At 72.6% G+C, this 18,896-nt stretch carries 3 protein-coding genes; 1 reads left to right on the top strand and 2 read right to left on the bottom strand.

Translation table 11 applies throughout. The annotated features are described in order from the left end of the window. Positions 1–16,821 (top strand): amino acid adenylation domain-containing protein, encoded by a 16,821-nt coding sequence (locus VZL07_RS22185; protein ID WP_426749605.1) that lies wholly within the window; start codon positions 1–3, stop codon positions 16,819–16,821. Here the strand turns inward: VZL07_RS22185 and VZL07_RS22180 are convergent. Together VZL07_RS22180 and VZL07_RS22175 are read right to left on the bottom strand one after the other, a co-directional pair. Next, a complete protein-coding gene (locus VZL07_RS22180) occupies positions 16,818–17,600 on the bottom strand; it encodes an outer membrane lipoprotein-sorting protein (RefSeq protein WP_426749604.1) in 783 nt (260 codons plus the stop codon). The genes VZL07_RS22185 and VZL07_RS22180 overlap by 4 nt on opposite strands. Then, a complete protein-coding gene (locus VZL07_RS22175; RefSeq protein ID WP_426749603.1) occupies positions 17,600–18,892 on the bottom strand; it encodes an ABC transporter permease in 1,293 nt (430 codons plus the stop codon). The genes VZL07_RS22180 and VZL07_RS22175 overlap by 1 nt, the downstream gene beginning before the upstream one ends. Positions 18,893–18,896 lie beyond the last annotated feature (4 nt).

The raw sequence follows: 18,896 nt of genomic DNA, 5'->3' as shown, positions 1-18,896 counted from the left end.
ATGACCTCGCGATCCGACTCCGACTCCCTCGCCTCCGATGCGAAGCGCGAGCAACTGCGCAAGCTGCTGGAGCGCAAGGCGCCCGCTGGCGCGAGCCCCGCGGCCAGCAGCGCGCCCCACCGGAACGTGGTGGGCCCTTCCCGCCGTCCGGAAGGCACGCCCGACGTGCTGTCCCCCGCGCAGGAGCGCATGTGGTTCCTGCATCAGCTCCGCCCGGACACCGCGACCTACGTCGTGCCCTGGGCGGCGATGCTCGAAGGCGCGGTGGACGCGGATGCGCTCGACGGGGCGCTCCGGGCCCTGCTGGTGCGTCACCCCTTGCTGCGCGCCTGCTTCCCCGCGGTGAACGGCCGGCCCCAGGTGCGCACCCTCGATGTCCCGTCGCGCGTGCTGTCGCTGGAGGATGCCCAGGAGTCCGCGCTGCCGCGCAGGCTGCGCGAGGAGGCTTCACGGCCCTTCGACCTGGAGCAAGGCCCGCTCTACCGGTTCCGCCTGCTGCGCCTCGCGCCGGAGCGGCAGGTGGTGGTGCTGGTGTTCCACCACCTCGTCACGGATGGCGCCTCCATCAACGTGTTGATGCGCGAGCTGGGCGTGCTCCACGCCGCGCACCTCCAGGGTGAAGCGCCCGCGCTGACCGAGCTTCCCTTGTCGTACGCGGATGCCGCTGCCTGGCAGCACACCGCCGACGCCTCCGCGCAGGAGCCCGAGCTGCTGGCGTACTGGAAGCGCCAGCTCGAAGGGGCGCCGCAGGGGCTGGAGCTGCCCACCGACAAGCCGCGTCCCCCGCGGCGCTCGGACCGGGGCGCGCTGACGGAGCGCGTTCCCCTCCCCTCCGCGCTCGCCGAGACGCTGCGCACCTTCAGCCGCGAGCGGCAGGTGTCGCCGTTCATGGCGCTGTACGCCGCGTTCGCCGCGCTGCTGTACCGCTACTCGCGGCAGGACGACTTCTGCGTCGGCACCCCTGTCTCGGGCCGCACGCATCCCTCGCTCGAGGGCCTCGTCGGGCTCTTCGTCAACACCGTGGTGCTGCGCACGCGGGTCTCCGCCGCCGACGCCTTCGGCTCGCTGCTGGAGCAGGTGCGCACCACCACACTGGGCGCGCTGGGCCATCAAGCCTTGCCCTTCGAGCGGCTGGTGCAGGCGCTGGGCGTGGAGCGCAGCCTCAGCCAGTCGCCGCTGTTCCAGGTGATGTTCGACCTGTACCGGGTCGAGCACTCGCTCGCGGGCGCCTTCCCGCGGACCCAGGCCCGCGACCTCCCCATGGATACGGGGGCGTGTGAGTTCGACTTGCACGTCACCGTCTTCGAGAGCGCGTCCGGCTTCGAGCTCTTCGCCCGTTACAGCACCGACCTCTTCGAGGCCGCCACCGTACGCCGGTTGCTGGGCCACTACATCCAGCTGCTCACCCACGCGATGCGCGCCCCGGAGACGCGCATCGATGCCCTGGCGCTGCTGCCCGACGCGGAGCGCAGGCAGGTGCTGGCTGACTCGAGCCCGCCGCGCCGGCCCTTCCCGATGGAGGCGCCATTCCACGAGCTCTTCTCCACCCAGGCGGAGCGCACGCCCGGCAACGTGGCCCTGGCGTCCTCCAGCGCACGGTGGACCTACGCGGAGCTGGAGGCCCATACCAACCGCGCCGCGCGCCGGCTGGTGGCCCAGGGGGTCGGCCCGGAGTCGGTGGTGGCCGTGCTCGGCCGCCGCTCCGAGGCCACCGTGCGCGCCCTCCTCTCCGTGCACAAGGCGGGAGGCGCCTACCTGCCCCTGGACGCCCAGCTCCCGGCGGCGCGACTGGCCCGGCTCCTGGATGAGAGCCGCGCGCCCTTCGTCCTGCCGCTGGGCACCGACGAAGCCCTGTTGAGCGAAGTGCTCGCGGGCGTGCCCGACTCCCGGCGGCCCCGGGTGCTGTCGCTGGAGGGGCTCGACGCGGAGAGCGCCGGGCGGCTGCCACCTCGCGCCACACCGGACTGTCTGGCCTACGTCCTCTTCACGTCGGGCTCCACCGGCACGCCCAAGGGCGTCATGGTGGACCACCGCGGCATGCTCAACCACCTGCTGGGCATGCGCGAGGCGCTGGGCTTGGACGCGCACGACGTCGTGGCTCAGATTGCCGCGCTCAGCTTCGACATCTCCATCTGGCAGATGCTGGGCGCATTGCCCGGCGGCGGCGCCACGTACCTCATCGAAGACGACGTGATGCGGGACCCGCCCCGGCTCGTCGAGGCGCTGGTGCGGGGCCGCGCCACCGTCATGGAGATGGTGCCGTCCGTGCTCCAGGCCATCCATGAGGCCGCTCCCGTGGAGCAGGACTTCCCGGACATGCGCTGGGTGGTGCTCGGTGGTGAGCCCGTGCCCCCCGCGCTGTGCCGGGCGTGGATGGAGCGCTGCCCGGGATGCCGGCTGGCCGACGCCTACGGGCCCACCGAGAGCTCGGACATCGCCAGCCTGCATTTCATCAACGAGCCCCCGGAGGGCACCTTCACTCCGATTGGCACGCCCAAGGCCAACATGGAGGTGTACGTCCTCGACGACGCCCTCCAGCCTGTCCCGGCGGGCGTCGTGGGCGAGCTGTATCTGGGCGGCCTGGGGGTAGCGCGTGGCTATGTCGGCAGACCGGGCCTCACCGCCGAGCGCTTCGTCCCCCACCCCTTCAGCTCCACCCCCGGGGCGCGGCTGTACCGCTCGGGAGACCTGGGACGCTGGCTGCCCGAAGGCGTGCTCCAGTTCGTTTCGCGCGCGGACCTCCAGGTGAAGGTGCGCGGCATGCGCATCGAGCTGGGTGAAGTCGAGGCCGCTCTCGCCTCCCTCCCCGGTGTCCGCTCCGCCGCCGTCACCGTCCAGCGCCGTGGGCCCTCCGACTCCTGGCTCGCCGCCTGGGTCGTCCCTTCCTCCCCTGACGTCGACGTCTCCTCCCTCCAGGCAGCCCTCTCTCGGCTGCTGCCGCCCTTCATGCTCCCCTCCCGCTGGGTCCTCAGGCCCCAGCTGCCTCTCACCTCCACCGGCAAGCTCGACCGCAAGGCCCTCGCCTCTCTCCCCCTCGACGTCTCCGACGCCGACGCACTTCCCGCTGGCGGCCCCCCTCGCGGCCCCCTCGAGGAGTTGCTCGCTCAGCTCTTCTGCCAGGTCCTCGGCCTCGAGCGCATCGAGCGCGAAGCCAGCTTCTTCCACCTCGGTGGCCACTCCCTCTCCGCCACCCGCCTCGTCGCTCGCGTCCGCCACTCCCTCGGCGTCCAGCTTCCTCTCGCCTCCCTCTTCACCTCCCCCTCCGTCGCCTCCCTCGCCCTCGAAGTCTCCTCACTCCAGCGCCCCTCCTCCGAGCTGCCTCCGCCTCTCCCCTCCCTCGCGCCCCCTCTCCTCTCACAGGCCCAGGAGCGCCTCTGGTTCATCCATCAGCTCCAGCCGGGCTCGGGCGCCTACCACATCCCCCAGGCTGTCGAGCTTCGTGGCGAGGTGAACGCAGAGGCGCTGGACGCCGCGGTGCGCTGGCTGCTGGAGCGACACCCGGTGCTTCGCACCACCGTGTCCTCCAAGCAGGGGCAGACGCTTCCCAGCGTGTCGCCCGTACCGTCCCAGGTGCTTCAGGTGGAGGCCTTGAGCGACGACGCCGACGCGCTCGGCAGGCGGCTCCAGCAGGAGTCCTGGCGGCCCTTCTCGCTGGAGCATGGCCCGCTGTACCGCTTCCTGCTGCTCGACGGAGCCGGGCACCGGAGGGTGCTGCTCGTCGTCTTCCACCACCTGGTGGTGGATGGGCTCTCGCTGGACATCCTGCTGCGTGAGCTGGGCGAGGCCTACGCCGCGTTCCAGCAAGGCCGGTCGCCCACCCTTCCACCCGTGGCGCTTCACTACGCCGACGTGGCCGCGTGGCAGCGCTCCGCGCCCGTCCAGGCGCGCGACGAAGCGCAGCTCACGTACTGGCAGCAGCGGCTCTCGGGCTCACCGGCGCTGCTCCAATTGCCCACCGACAAGCCCCGCCCCGCGGTCCTCACGCATCAGGGCGCCTCGACGGGCACGCGGGCGCTGGCGCCCGAGCTGACGGCTCACGTACAGCGCGCCTGTCGCGAGCATGGGGCCACGCCATTCATGGTGCTGTACGCCACGTTCGCGGCGCTGCTGTACCGCTATGCCCAGCAGGAAGACTTCTGCGTCGGTACGCCTGTCTCCGGCCGCACCCATCCCTCGCTCGAGGGCGTCGTCGGCCTGCTCGCCAACACCGTGCCCCTGCGCACGCAGGTGGACAGTTCGACGTCCTTCGCGTCGCTGCTGGAGCAGGTCCGCGGCACCACCCTGGAGGCACTGTCCCATCAGGACGTCCCCTTCGAGCGGCTCGTGCAGGCGCTCGGCGTCGAACGCAGCCTCAGCCACTCTCCGCTGTATCAGGTGATGTTCGACCTGCACCGGCTCCAGGGCTCGCTCGCGGATGCCTTCGTGGGCCTGGATGCACGGCCCGTCGCCGTCGACATCAAGGCGAGCCCATTCGACCTCGCGCTCAGCGTCATCGAGCGGGAGGGTGGGTTCGAGCTGTTCCTGCGCTACAGCGGAGAGCTCTTCGAGGCCGATACGGCGCGGCGGATGCTGGAGCACTACCAGCGCCTGCTGGCCCAGGTGCTCGACGCCCCCCACCTGCCCCTCTCCCGCCTTTCCCTCCTCTCCTCCGACGAGCGCGCCCGCGTCCTCCGCTTCGCCTCTCCCCCGCCCGTCTCCTTCGACCTCGACACCTGCCTGCCCCAGCGCCTCAGCGCCCTCGCACAGGCCACGCCCCACCACCTCGCGCTCGCCTCTCATGACGCCCGCTGGACGTATGCCCAGCTCGAGTCCCATACCCTCCGCGCCGCCCATACCCTGCGCGCCCAGGGCGTCCGCCACGAGTCCCTCGTCGCCGTCCTCGGCCGCCGCTCCGAGGCCACCGTCCGCGCCCTCCTCTCCCTCCACAAGGCCGGCGCCGCCTACCTCCCTCTCGACGCCCAGCTTCCCCCCGCTCGCCTCGCCCAGCTGCTGTCCGAAAGCCGCGCCCCCTTCCTCCTCCCCCTCGGCCCCGTCGACTCCCTCCTCTCCTCCGTCCTCTCCCTCCTCCCCGACGGCCACCGCCCCCAGCTCCTCTCCCTCGCGGGCCTCGACGCCGCACCCACCTCCCCTCTCCCCTCCTTCGTCTCCCCCTCCTCCCTCGCCTACGTCCTCTTCACCTCCGGCTCCACCGGCTCCCCCAAGGGCGTCATGGTCGACCACCGCGCCATGCTCAACCACCTGCTGGGCATGCAGCACTCCCTCGACTTGCGCCCCTCCGACGTCCTCGCCCAAACCGCCCCCCTCTCCTTCGACATCTCCCTCTGGCAGATGCTCGGCCCCCTCGCCTGCGGCGCCACCACCTTCGTCCTCGACGACGACGTCGTCCGCGAGCCCTCCCGCCTCCTCTCCTCCCTCGCCGACTCCCGTGCCTCCGTCGTCGAGCTCGTCCCCTCTCTCCTCCAGGCACTCCTCGAGGAGCCCAGCCCCCCTCCTCTCCCAGCCCTCCGCCGGATGCTCACCATCGGCGAGGCGCTTCCCCCCTCCACCTGCCGCGCCTGGTTCGAGCGCTACCCAGGCATTCCCCTCGTCAACGCCTACGGCCCCGCCGAGTGCGCCGACACCGCCACCCTCTTCTCCATGCTCGCGCCTCCCTCCGGCGCCAGCACCCCCATCGGCACCCCCAAGCCCAACATGGAGGTGTACGTCCTCGACGACGCCCTCCAGCCTCTCCCTCCTGGCGTCCCCGGTGAGCTCTTCATCGGCGGCACCGGCGTCGGTCGCGGCTACGTCGGTAGGCCCGAGCTCACCGCTGAGCGCTTCATTCCCCACCCCTTCAGCTCCACCCCCGGCGCTCGCCTCTACCGCACCGGCGACAGGGGCCTGTGGCTCGCCGACGGCTCCCTCTCCTTCCTCGGCCGCGTCGACTTCCAGGTGAAGGTGCGTGGCATGCGCATCGAGCTGGGTGAAGTCGAGGCCGCTCTCGCCTCCCTCCCTGGTGTCCGCTCCGCCGCCGTCACCGTCCAGCGCCGTGGGCCCTCCGACTCCTGGCTCGCCGCCTGGGTCGTCCCTTCCTCCCCTGACGTCGACGTCTCCTCCCTCCAGGCAGCCCTCTCTCGGCTGCTGCCGCCCTTCATGCTCCCCTCCCGCTGGGTCCTCAGGCCCCAGCTGCCTCTCACCTCCACCGGCAAGCTCGACCGCAAGGCCCTCGCCTCTCTCCCTCTCGACGTCTCCGACGCCGACGCACTTCCCGCTGGCGGCCCCCCTCGCGGCCCCCTCGAGGAGTTGCTCGCTCAGCTCTTCTGCCAGGTCCTCGGCCTCGAGCGCATCGAGCGCGAAGCCAGCTTCTTCCACCTCGGTGGCCACTCCCTCTCCGCCACCCGCCTCGTCGCTCGCGTCCGCCACTCCCTCGGCGTCCAGCTTCCTCTCGCCTCCCTCTTCACCTCCCCCTCCGTCGCCTCCCTCGCCCTCGAAGTCTCCTCACTCCAGCGCCCCTCCTCCGAGCTGCCTCCGCCTCTCCCCTCCCTCGCGCCTCCTCTCCTCTCCCAGGCCCAGGAGCGCCTCTGGTTCATCCACCAGCTCCAGCCAGAGTCGGGTGCGCACGTCGTCGGGCAGGCGGCGGAGTGGACAGGCCCCGTGAATGTGCAGGCCCTCGACGCGGCCGCGCGCTGGCTGCTGGAGCGGCACCCGGTGCTTCGCACCACCGTGTCCTCCAAGCAGGGCCAACCCGTGGCGGCCGTGTCTTCCGTCCCCGCGCACGTGCTTCATCTGGAGGCACTGGAGCCCGGAGCCGATGCCCTGGCCCGGCAGGCCCGTCGGCTCACCGAAGAAGGCAACCGGCCCTTCGATGTGGAGCACGGACCGCTGTACCGCTTCTTGCTGCTCGACGCGGAGAACGATCGTCACGTCCTGGTCGTCGTGTTCCACCACCTCGTGAGTGACGCGCTCTCCGCGGGACTGCTCATGCGGGAGCTGGGCGAGGCCTACGCCGCGCTCCAGCAAGGTCAGGTGCCGGGCCTCGCGCCCGTGGCGCTTCACTACGCCGACGTGGCCGCATGGCAGCGCTCCGCGCCCGTCCAGGCGCGCAACGAGGCCCAGCTCGACTACTGGAGACAGCGGCTCTCCGGTGCCTCGGAGCTGCTCCAGCTTCCCACCGACAAGCCTCGCCCCGCGGTCCTCTCCCACCGCGGAGACAACACCGGCTACCACCCGCTCCCGCTGTCGCTCTCCGAGAGCTTGCGGACGCTGTGCCGGCAGCACCAGGTCACGCCGTTCATGGTGCTGTATGCCGCCTTCGCGGCACTGCTCTACCGCTACTCGCAGCAGGAGGACTTCTGCGTCGGCACGCCCGTCTCCGGCCGCACCCATCCCTCGCTCGAGGGCGTCGTCGGCCTGCTCGCCAACACCGTGCCCCTGCGCACGCAGGTGGACAGCACGACGTCCTTCGCGTCGCTGCTGGAGCAGGTGCGCGGCACCACGCTGGAGGCGCTCTCCCATCAGGACGTCCCCTTCGAGCAGCTCGTGCGGGCGTTGGGCGTGGAGCGCAGTCCCAGCCACGCGCCCCTCGTGCAGGTGATGTTCGACCTGCACCGCACCGAGCTGTCCGCCGCAAGCGGGTTCCACGCCCAGGGCGCGCGGCGCGTCCCCATCGAGACGTGGACCTGCGAGGTGGACCTGTTCCTCACCGCCATCGAGGTGGGCAACGGCTTCGAGGTCTACTTCCAGTACAGCACCGACCTGTTCGACGCCGGCACCATCGAGCGGCTGCGCAACCATTACGTGCAGCTGCTGGCGCACGCCGTGGCCTCGCCGCGCACGGCCGTGGGTGAGCTGTCCCTGCTGTCGCCCGTCGAGCGCGAACAGGTCCTCCACGGGTTCAACGCCACCGAGCGTCCGTTCGACGCCGAGGCGACCGTCGTCTCGCTGTTCGAAGCGCAGGTGGCTCGCACGCCGGACGCGCCCGCGGTGGTGGCGCCGGAAGGGACGCTGACCTTCCGGGAGCTACACGCACGGGCCTCGCGGCTCGCGGGACATCTGGCCGCCGCGGGCGCGGCGCCCGAAGCCGTGGTGGGCCTGTGCCTGGAGCGCTCGCTGGACGCGGTGGTGTCACTGCTGGCCATCTTCATGAGCGGCGCGGGCTGCCTGCCCCTGGAGGCCACCCATCCGCCCGCCCGTCGCGCGGCGCTGCTGCGGCAGGCCCGCGCGCGGCTCGTCGTCAGCCGTCCAGGCCTCTTCGCCGACGTGGAGCCCGGCGTTCCCATGGTCACGCCCGACGTGCAGGGCGACACCATCGCCGCGCTGAAGCCGGCACGGGCCGAGCACCTCGCGTACCTGCTCTACACCTCCGGCTCGACGGGTGAGCCCAAGGGCGTGGAGCTCACGCACCGCAACGTCGTCCACTGCTTCGCCGCGTTCGACACGTACTACGCCACCCAGCCGGGCGACTGCTGGGCCTCGTCGGGCAGCCTGTCCTTCGACATCCACCTGGAAGAGCTGCTCTTCAGCATCACCCGAGGCGCCCGCACGGTGCTGCGCGAGGTCGGCCCCCTCGGCCTGGGCCGCGACATTCTCCGCCACGGCATCACCCACGTGGTCATCACCCCGTCCTCGCTGGCCACCGCTCTGGAAGAGCCGGGCGCTCCCGAGGCGTTCCGCGCGTTGAAGGTGCTCGTCACGGGCGGAGAGGTGCTGCCGGATCCGCTGGTGCGGCAGCTCGCGCTCACCCGGACGCGGCTGGTCAACACCTACGGCCCCACCGAGACGAGCATCAACGTCGCGGCGGAAATCACGCTGCCCGACCGGCCCGTGCGCCTGGGCCGCCCGCTGGACCGCTGCCGCCTCTACGTGCTGGACGAGCGTGGACTGCCGGTGCCCCCTGGCGTGCCGGGCGAGCTCTACATCGGCGGCACCTGCCTGGGCCGTGGCTACCGGGACCGCCCGGAGCTCACGGCCGGGCGCTTCGTCCCCGACGCCTTCTCGGGAGAACCCGGCGGCCGGCTGTACCGCACGGGAGACCGCGTCCGCTGGAACGGCGACGGCTCGCTGGGCTTCCTGGGCCGCACCGACTTCCAGGTGAAGGTGCGCGGCGTGCGCGTGGAGCTGGAGGAAGTGGAGGCCGCCCTCCTGCGCCAGCCCGGCGTGCGGCAGGCGTCGGTCGTGGTGCGCGGCAGCCAGCGTGACGCACGGCTGGAGGCGTTCCTGGTGCTGGAGGAAGGCGCGGCCCGGGGCGAGGCGCGGCTGCGCGAGTCGCTGTCCCGCTCGCTGCCGGACGCGCTGGTGCCCTCACGCTTCACGGTGATGCCAGCCCTGCCCATGACGACCAGTGGCAAGGTGGACCGCAAGGCGCTCGCCGCGCTGCCGGTGGTGGACGCACCACAGGAGACGGCTCCCGGTGAGCGGCCGCGCGGCGCCGCGGAGGAGCTGCTCGCCCTGCTGTTCTGCCAGGTGCTGGGCCTGCCGCAGGTGCGGCGCGAGGACGACTTCTTCCACCTGGGCGGGCACTCGCTGGCCGCCACGCGGCTGGTGGCACGGGTGCGCGCGGCGTTCGATGTGGAGCTGCCGCTCCAGGCGTTCTTCACCGAGCCCACCGTCGCGGGCCTCGCACGGGCCCTGGAGGAGCGACGCGGCGGCGCATCCCTGCTGCCGGCGCCCGTGGCCCTGCCCGAGGGCTCCCCCCTGGTGCTGTCCCCTACGCAGGAGCGGCTGTGGTTCGTGCAGCAGCTCCATCCAGGCACCAGCGCCTACCACCTGGCGGAAGCGGTGGAGCTGGAAGGCGCGCTCGACGCCACCGCGATGGAGGAGGCCCTGCGGTGGCTGGTGGCGCGGCACGCCGTACTCCGGCTCGCCGTCCCCGCGCAGGATGGGCAACCCGCGCCCGTGCTGCGCCCGGTGCCTTCGCGCGTGCTGGACGTCACCGAAGCAGAGGACGCCGCGCGGTGGGCGAGAGAGTCGGTCCACCAACCCTTCGACCTGGTGCAGGGCCCGCTGTACCGCTTCGGGCTGCTGCGCACGGCGCCGGATCGGCACGTGCTGCTGCTCGCCTTCCATCACCTGGTGGTGGATGGCCTGGCGCTGGACGTCCTGGTGCGGGAGCTGGGCGAGGCCTATGCCGCGTTCCGCCACCGGCGTGCCCTCACGCTGCCACCGACCCGGCTGGGGCACGCGGACATCGCCGCGTGGCTGCGCACGCCTCCCGTCCGCGCACGAGACGAGGCACAGCTCGCGTACTGGAGGAAGAAGCTGGACGGCGTGCCCGGCGTGCTGCGGCTCCCCACCGACAAGCGCCGGCCCACCGAGCCCCTGCTCGCGGGTGCCACCACCGAGGGCCTCGTGTTGCCTTCGGAGACGGTGCGCGCGCTGCATGCGTTCTGCCGGGAGCATCAGGCCACGCCGTACATGGTGCTGCTCGCGGCGTACTCCGCCCTGCTTCACCGCTATACGGGGCAGGAGGACTTCTGCATCGGCACGCCCGTCTCGGGCCGCACGCATCCCGCGCTGGAGGGCGTCGTCGGACTGCTCCTCAACACGGTGGCGCTGCGCACGCCGGTGGCGCCCGAGGCGCCGTTCACCACGGTGGTGAGCGGTGTGCGCGCCACCGTGCTGGAGGCCCTGGCCCACCAGGACGTGCCCCTGGACCGTGTCGTCCAGGCGCTCGGGGTGGAGCGCTCCGCCGGACACTCTCCGCTGTTCCAGGTGATGTTCGACATGGTGCGGACGGAGCGCACGCTCGCGGACGCCTTCGTCGACCTTCGCGCGCGCCCGCTCCAGCCGGAGCTGCTCACCAGCCCCTTCGACCTGTCCCTCTGGGTGGCGGAGAGCGCTGGCGGCTATACGCTCGCGTTCCGCTACGGGACGGAGCTCTTCGAGGCTGATACGGCGCGGCGGATGCTGGAGCACTACCAGCGCCTGCTGGCCCAGGTGCTCGACGCCCCGCACCTGCCCCTCTCCCGCCTTTCCCTCCTCTCCTCCGACGAGCGCGCCCGCGTCCTCCGCTTCGCCTCTCCCCCGCCCGTCTCCTTCGACCTCGACACCTGCCTGCCCCAGCGCCTCAGCGCCCTCGCACAGGCCACGCCCCACCACCTCGCGCTCGCCTCTCATGACGCCCGCTGGACGTATGCCCAGCTCGAGTCCCATACCCTCCGCGCCGCCCATACCCTGCGCGCCCAGGGCGTCCGCCACGAGTCCCTCGTCGCCGTCCTCGGCCGCCGCTCCGAGGCCACCGTCCGCGCCCTCCTCTCCCTCCACAAGGCCGGCGCCGCCTACCTCCCTCTCGACGCCCAGCTTCCCCCCGCTCGCCTCGCCCAGCTGCTGTCCGAAAGCCGCGCCCCCTTCCTCCTCCCCCTCGGCCCCGTCGACTCCCTCCTCTCCTCCGTCCTCTCCCTCCTCCCCGACGGCCACCGCCCCCAGCTCCTCTCCCTCGCGGGCCTCGACGCCGCACCCACCTCCCCTCTCCCCTCCTTCGTCTCCCCCTCCTCCCTCGCCTACGTCCTCTTCACCTCCGGCTCCACCGGCTCCCCCAAGGGCGTCATGGTCGACCACCGCGCCATGCTCAACCACCTGCTGGGCATGCAGCACTCCCTCGACTTGCGCCCCTCCGACGTCCTCGCCCAAACCGCCCCCCTCTCCTTCGACATCTCCCTCTGGCAGATGCTCGGCCCCCTCGCCTGCGGCGCCACCACCTTCGTCCTCGACGACGACGTCGTCCGCGAGCCCTCCCGCCTCCTCTCCTCCCTCGCCGACTCCCGTGCCTCCGTCGTCGAGCTCGTCCCCTCTCTCCTCCAGGCACTCCTCGAGGAGCCCAGCCCCCCTCCTCTCCCAGCCCTCCGCCGGATGCTCACCATCGGCGAGGCGCTTCCCCCCTCCACCTGCCGCGCCTGGTTCGAGCGCTACCCAGGCATTCCCCTCGTCAACGCCTACGGCCCCGCCGAGTGCGCCGACACCGCCACCCTCTTCTCCATGCTCGCGCCTCCCTCCGGCGCCAGCACCCCCATCGGCACCCCCAAGCCCAACATGGAGGTGTACGTCCTCGACGACGCCCTCCAGCCTCTCCCTCCTGGCGTCCCCGGTGAGCTCTTCATCGGCGGCACCGGCGTCGGCCGCGGCTACGTCGGCAGGCCCGAGCTCACCGCTGAGCGCTTCGTCCCCCACCCCTTCAGCTCCACCCCCGGCGCTCGCCTCTACCGCACCGGCGACAGGGGCCTGTGGCTCGCCGATGGCTCCCTCTCCTTCCTCGGCCGCGTCGACTTCCAGGTGAAGGTGCGCGGCATGCGCATCGAGCCGGGTGAAGTCGAAGCGGCGCTGTGCGAGCTACCCGGGGTCGCCTCCGCGGTCGTGGTCCTCCGCGACGACGGCGCCGCCGGTCCCCGTCTGGTGGGCTACGTCACCGGCCATGATGCGCTTCCCGATGGAGCGGCCCTGCGCACCGCCCTGTCGCGGCGGCTCCCATCGCACATGGTGCCGTCGGCCATCGTCGCGCTGGAGGCGCTGCCACGGACGCCCAACGGGAAGCTGAACCGGAGCGCCCTGCCCGCCCCCGATGCGTCCACGCTCCAGGGAGAGGGCGCGGGGCACGCCATACCGGCCACCGCGACGGAAACCGCGCTGGCGTCCCTCTGGGCCGAGCTGCTCGGCGTGCGTCAGGTCCGCGCAGGGGATGACTTCTTCGCGATGGGAGGGCACTCGCTGCTGTCCGTGCAGCTCGCCTCGCGGGTGCGGGAGCGGCTGGGCGTCACGCTGCCGATTTCGGCGGTCTTCGCCAATCCCACGCTGGCGGAGCTCGCGGCCCATATCGACGCGATGCCTCGGCATCGGGAAGCGGGCATGTCCGCCGTGCCAGCGCGCCCGGCACGCATCCCCGCGTCGCTGGTCCAGGAGCGCCTCTGGTACGCGATGCAGTTGCCGGAGGCGCCCGCCTTCGTCGTCGTCTCCGCGCTCGCCCTGGAAGGCCCGCTCGACGCCTCACGGCTGGAGGCGGCCCTGGAGGCTGTGCTGGAGCGGAACGCAACGCTGCGCACCACGTTCGCCATGGAGCAGGGCGAGCTCGTCACCCGCGAGCACCCCGTGTCGCGGCCCGTGCTCACCCGCGTGGACCTGTCCCACCTGCCGGCCGAAGAGGCCCTGGCCGCCGCGCGCGCCATCGCCACCCGTCACGACCGCGAGCCCTTCGCCGTGGACCGGGGACCGCTGTACCGCTTCGAGCTGGCGAAGCTGGACGCACAAGGCACGCGGCACGTGTTCGTCGCGTCCATGAGCCACCTTGTCAATGACGGCATGGGGATGGGCGTGTTCCTCGAAGAGCTCGCCCAGGCCTGGAGCGCGACGTCCCCGCTCCCGCCCCTGCCGCGGACGTATGCGGACTTCGCGCTCTGGCAGCGTCAGCCGGAGCACCTGCGCGAGGTGGACGCCGCGCTGGCGTCGTGGAAGCACGCGCTCACCGGGGCGCCGCCCGTCCTCGACCTTCCGCTCGACTTCCCGCGCCGCGCGCCCGCGCTCAACGCCAACATGCGGCCGGAGCCCCTCAAGCCGTCCGCCGAGGCCATGGCCTCGCTCCTGGCGCTGGCTCGGAGCGAGGGCGTCTCGCCCTTCACCGCCGTGCTGGCCCTGATGCAGCTGTGGCTGCACCGGCTCAGCGCCCAGCCACACGTCGTGGTGGCCTCGCCGTTCGCCGGCCGCGTGCTGCCCCACACCGAGCGGCAGGTGGGCTACTTCGCCAACGTGCTGCCCCTGTGCACGGAGGTGGCGGGCGCGCCGTCGTTCCGCGCGCTCCTGCGCCGGACCTGGGACGTCGTGGCCCACGCCACCGCGAACCAGGAGGTGCCGTTCAAGCGCATCGCGGACGCGGTGCAGCCGGACGCGCCTCGCACGGCGCCGCACCTCGCGCAGGCGCTGCTGCTGCTGGACAGTCCCGCCTCCGTGTCCTTCCCCGGACTGAGCACCACCTACCTGGACGGAGACAGCATCTTCCCCGCCTACGACGTGGTGGTGCATCTCATCGAGCAGCCCACGGGCGGCACGCTGGGCTTCCTCGCCACCGACGGCGCGCTCTTCACCGCCGCCACGACCCAGCGAATGGCGCGCGCCTTCGAGCAGCTCCTCGCCGAGGCCGTCCGCGCACCGGACGCTCCCCTCGCGCGGCTGTCGCTGCTCTCCGCCGGGCAACGCGCCCAGGTGCTGAAGGCGCTCGACGGCGGCGCGCAGGCAGTGCCCGAGGGGGCCTGCATCCACACGCTCTTCGAGGCGCAGGTGCGCCGCTCACCGCACGCCCCGGCCGTGGCGCACGGGGACTCGACGTGGAGCTACGCGGAGCTCAACGCCCGCGCCAACCTGCTGGCCGCGCACCTCCTGGCCCAGGGGTTGAAGCCCGAGGAGCGCGTGGGCGTGGTGATGGAGCCCTCCAACCAGGGCATGGCCGCGCTGCTGGGCATCCTCAAGGCCGGCGGCGCCTACGTGCCGCTGGACGCGGGGTGGCCGGAGCCTCGCAAGCGCGCGGTGCTGGCGCGCTCGGGCGTCCGGCGGCTCTGGGTGGACGCGGAGGCCCTGGAGGCCCATGCGGGGCTGGTGCCCGACGTCGAGGCGCCGCCGTGCCCCGCGCAGGTGGCGGAGGACACGCGTCCCGGCCCTCGCCGCGTGGCGGACTCGCAGCTGGCGTACATCGTCTTCACGTCGGGCTCCACCGGCGAGCCCAAGGGCGTCATGGTGGAGCACCGCTCGGTGGTGAACCACAACGTCGCCCTGGCCGCGCGCTTCGGCCTGCGCCCGGGAGACCGGATGCTCCAGTTCGCGCCGCTCAGCTTCGACGCGGCGGCCGAGGACCTCTATCCGCCCCTCGTGGTCGGCGCGACGGTGGTGATGCGCAGCGGCCTGGTCCCCGCGCACACCATGACGCCGTACCTGGAGGAGACGGGCATCACGCTCATCAGCCTGCCGCCCACGTACATCGAGGAGTGGATTCGGCAGATGGAGTCCCACGGCCAGCGCGTGCCCGCGCGGCTGCGGCTGCTGGCGCCCGGCGGCGACGTGCTCAAGCGCGAGACGTACGAGGCCTGGGTGCGCGTGGGCGGCGGCCATGCGCCGTGGCTCAACGTCTACGGCCCCACCGAGTGCACGATTACGTCCGCCACCTGCGACATCCCCGGCGTGGAGGGGCTGGGCACGGAGGCGACGTTCCCCATCGGCCGCCCCATTCCCCGCGTCCAGGTGCGCCTGCTCGACGAGCACCTGGAGCCGGTGCTGCCGGGCCTCCCGGGCCGCGTGTACATCAGCGGCGCGGCCCTGTCTCGCGGCTACCTGGGCGCTCCGGAGCAGACGGCGGAGCGCTTCATCCCAGACCCCTTCTCCCCCGAGCCCGGCGCGCGCATGTACCACACGGGTGACCTGGCCCGGATGCTGCCCGATGGCCGCCTGCGCTTCCTGGGCCGCGCGGACCACCAGCTCAAGATTCGCGGCTTCCGCGTCGAGCTGGCCGAAATCGAGGCCTGCCTGCGCCAGTTCCCGAGCGTGGAGGAGGCCGTGGTGCTGGCGCGCACGGGCGCCTCGGGCCAGCTGCAGCTCCACGCCTTCGTCCAGGCGCAGCCCGCCCAGGCCCGCGTGGAGGCGCTGCGCGAGCACGTCGCCGCGCGGCTGCCGTCGTACATGGTGCCCGCGGCCTTCGCCGTCCTGGAATCACTGCCCATCAACGCCAACGGCAAGGTGGACCGGAGCGCGCTGCCCTCGCTCGAGGCGGCTCCGGCGGCCAGCACCGCCATGCCCGCCACGACGCCCTCGGGCGAGCACCTGGAGACGCGCTTCCGCTCCACCCTGGAGATGGCGCTGGAGCGGCTGTGGCGCGAGGTGCTGGGGCAGCAGGAGGTGGACGCGGGCGACGACTTCTTCCAGTCCGGCGGCGACTCCATCCTCGCCATGCGCCTGCTGAGCCGGCTCGAGGAAGAGCTCGGCCTGCCGGTGCCGCTGGCCACGCTCTTCCAGTACCCGGTGCTGCGCGACACGGCGGACGCCGTGCGCGCGCTGCTGGAGGAGGGGCCTCCGCGCTCCAGCGTGGTGTCCCTGTCCGCGAAGGGCACGCCGAAGGACGCGCCTCCCCTCTTCCTGTTCCACCCCGCGGACGGCGAGCTGCACTACTACCGGTACCTCACGCCGCTGCTGGAGCCCGCGCTCCGGTGCTACGGCGTCCAGGCCCCCGAGACGATGTCCCGGCACGGCCACGCCACCTTCGACGAGCGCATCGCCGCCTACGTGCGGGACGTGCGCGAGGTCCAACCGCACGGCCCCTATCGGCTGCTCGGCTACTCCTTCGGCGGCTACCCGGCGCTGGGCGTCGCGGCGGCGCTGGAGGCCCAGGGCGAGGCGGTGGAGCTGCTGGCCCTGGTGGATGCCCTCCCGGCCAAGGAGGGCCCCGAGGCGTCCGAGGACCCGGTGCGCGCCATGGCCGAGGAGTTCGGCGTGCTCGACGCGGCGCTGGAGGCCGAGCTGGCCGCGCTCGACGACGACGCGCGCTGGGCGCGGGTGACGGCGCTGGGACGCGGGCTGGGCATGCTGGCGCCGCACGCCCAGCCCGCGGACCTGCGCCGCATCTGGCACGTGCTCGGCGAGGTCATGGTGCCGCAGGTGCTGGGCTGGAAGGTGCCGCCGCTGCGGGCCCGGGCGCGGCTCTTCGCGAGCGCGCCGTCACGGGCGCAGCACGGCGAGGCGCTGGGCTGGGAGCGGCACCTGCCGCGCGAGCGCATCGACGTGGTGCCGCTGGCCAGCTCCCACTTCGGCACGCTCCAGCCGCCCAACGTCCAGGAGCTGGCGGCGCGCGTCCTGGACTGGCTGGCGCGGCGGGACTAACGGAGCCGGCTCTCCAGCCACGCCTTGGTGAAGATGTTGGGGTCCAGCGGCGCCAGCACGACCTCGTCGTAGCGCACCACCATCTGCGTGCCTTCCTGCTCCTCCGTCTCCAGCACTTCCTTGTAGTGGAGGACGTGCTTGCCGGAGAGCGGGTCCTTGATGCGCTGGTAGCTGCGCACGATGTCGGTGCGCAGCGTGCGGCCCGAGGAGGTGTAGCCCACGCGCTTGACGATGTTGTTCTGCGGGTCCACCCAGATGCGCAGCAGGGGGAAGGTGACCTGCGAGTTCGTCGCCGTCAGCAGCAGCTTGCGGTACTTCACGCCGCTCACCGTCTCGTCGCCCTCGTCCACGGCCTTGTAGTCCAGGGCCAGGCGGGAGCGGTCGAAGTCGGACTCGCAGGTGAAGGTGTTCAGCAGGTTGGTGCGCTGCGTGTTGCGCCGCCACGAGCCCGTGGTCGCCTCGTAGTCCCACAGGTTCCGGCCGATGCGCAGCGTCCCCATGCCCGCCAGGTAGCGCGGCTTGGTGGAGAGGAAGAGCAGGTCGTTGTCCGCCTCGCGGCGGTAGACGTGCACCTCCATGGCCCGCTTGGCGCCGTCCTTGCGCGTCTCATAGAGGCGGATGACGCCCTTGTAGTCGCTGGTGAAGGACATCTTCTCGTCGATGTGACGCAGCAGGGCCTCGGGCGCCAGCCGCTCCTCGCCCTCCGCCAGCGACACCGCCGGCAGCAGCAGGGCCCAGCCGAGCAACAGGACGGACAGCGAACGGCGCGGGTTGTTCATCACAGGGACTCCATGGCGGAACGAGGAGGAAGCGACGCGGCCCGGAAGGCGGGCCCGATGGAGGCCAGCCCCGCCCCGAGCGTCACCAGGAACACCGCCACCACCACGTGCCCGGCGGTGGGGGCCAGCGGCAGGGTGCCGCTGAAGAACAGCGTGGCGAGCGCGTCCGGCACCGGCACCACGTCGCGGAGCAGCACGCCCAGCCCCGCCGCCAGGACGGCCCCCGCCAGCGAGGCCACCAGCCCCACCAGCAGCCCCTCCAGCACGAAGGCGGCCACCAGCGAGCGCCGCTGCATGCCCATGGCGCGCAGCGTCCCGATTTCGCGCGTGCGCTCGCGCACCGACACGCTCAGCGAGACGAAGAGGCCCACCACCACGACGCCGAACACCACCCCACCCACCAGCACCAGCAGCAGCCCCAGGCCCTGGCCGACGAAGTCGAGGAACGCGGCCTCGTCCTCCCAGGTGCTCACGTCCAGGCGCTGGCCGGCCCAGCCCTCGCGCAGCAGCGGCCCCAGCTTGTCGCCGTAGGCCTCGTGCGCCGGCGGGAGGACCTCGAAGCCGGCCTGCCCCAGCGCGCCGCGCAGCGCCCCCGCCAGCGGCTCCAGCGCCACGCCGTCCTCGCAGAGCAGCTGAATCACGCTGACCGCACCTGGCCGGAAGCCATACAGCTCGCGCAGCAGCGTGTTGGACACGAGCAGCCCCGCGGACTCGCCGAGCACGCCGGCCCGCTCCAGCAGCGCCACCACCTCCACGTCCACGGCGTTGCGCTTGCCGCCGGGCATCTCCACGAAGAGCGTGGCCAGCTGCCCCACCTCCACCTGGAGCCGCTCCGCCATCGACGTGGAGAGCGCAATCGTCCGGGGCTTCGCGAGCGCTTCCAGCGCGCCCGAGCGCACGCGGAAGCCCGCGGTGCCCTCGGCCTCCACGTCCAGGCTCATCAGGTAGGAGCGGACGCGGTGCCGGCCCGCGCCCGCCGTGGCCGAGCCACGGCCGCGCTCGCGCACCTGGCACTCCGCCGGCACGTGCGGCTGGAGCACGGAGCGCACGCCGGCGGTGTCACCCACCACGGGGAAGATGGAGTCGGGGTGCTCCTTGAAGTAGCCCCCCACGTTGAGGTCGCCCGCGAGGAAGGTCCGCACGGCCTCACGCTGGGCGCTGGCGATGCCCGCGTTCACGGACATCACCCCCACCAGCACCGCGCTGGCACCCGCGAGCACGGCGAGCAGCAGCAGGCCCCGCTCGCGGTGGGCCAGGAGGTTTCGGAAGGCAATCTGGAAGAGCGCTCGCATCCGG

The sequence above is a fragment of the Pseudomyxococcus flavus genome (assembly GCF_050038885.1).
In the GTDB taxonomy this organism is placed as follows: domain Bacteria; phylum Myxococcota; class Myxococcia; order Myxococcales; family Myxococcaceae; genus Myxococcus; species Myxococcus flavus.
Note: the sequence above shows the minus strand (reverse complement) of the source record. Positions and strands in the feature narration are given on the sequence as shown.

Excerpts from the sequence above, each read along its gene's own strand:
- VZL07_RS22180 (WP_426749604.1), bottom strand. The coding sequence starts at position 17,600 with ATGAACAACCCGCGCCGTTCGCTGTCCGTCCTGTTGCTCGGCTGGGCC.
- VZL07_RS22175 (WP_426749603.1), bottom strand. The coding sequence starts at position 18,892 with ATGCGAGCGCTCTTCCAGATTGCCTTCCGAAACCTCCTGGCCCACCGC.
- VZL07_RS22185 (WP_426749605.1), top strand. The coding sequence starts at position 1 with ATGACCTCGCGATCCGACTCCGACTCCCTCGCCTCCGATGCGAAGCGC.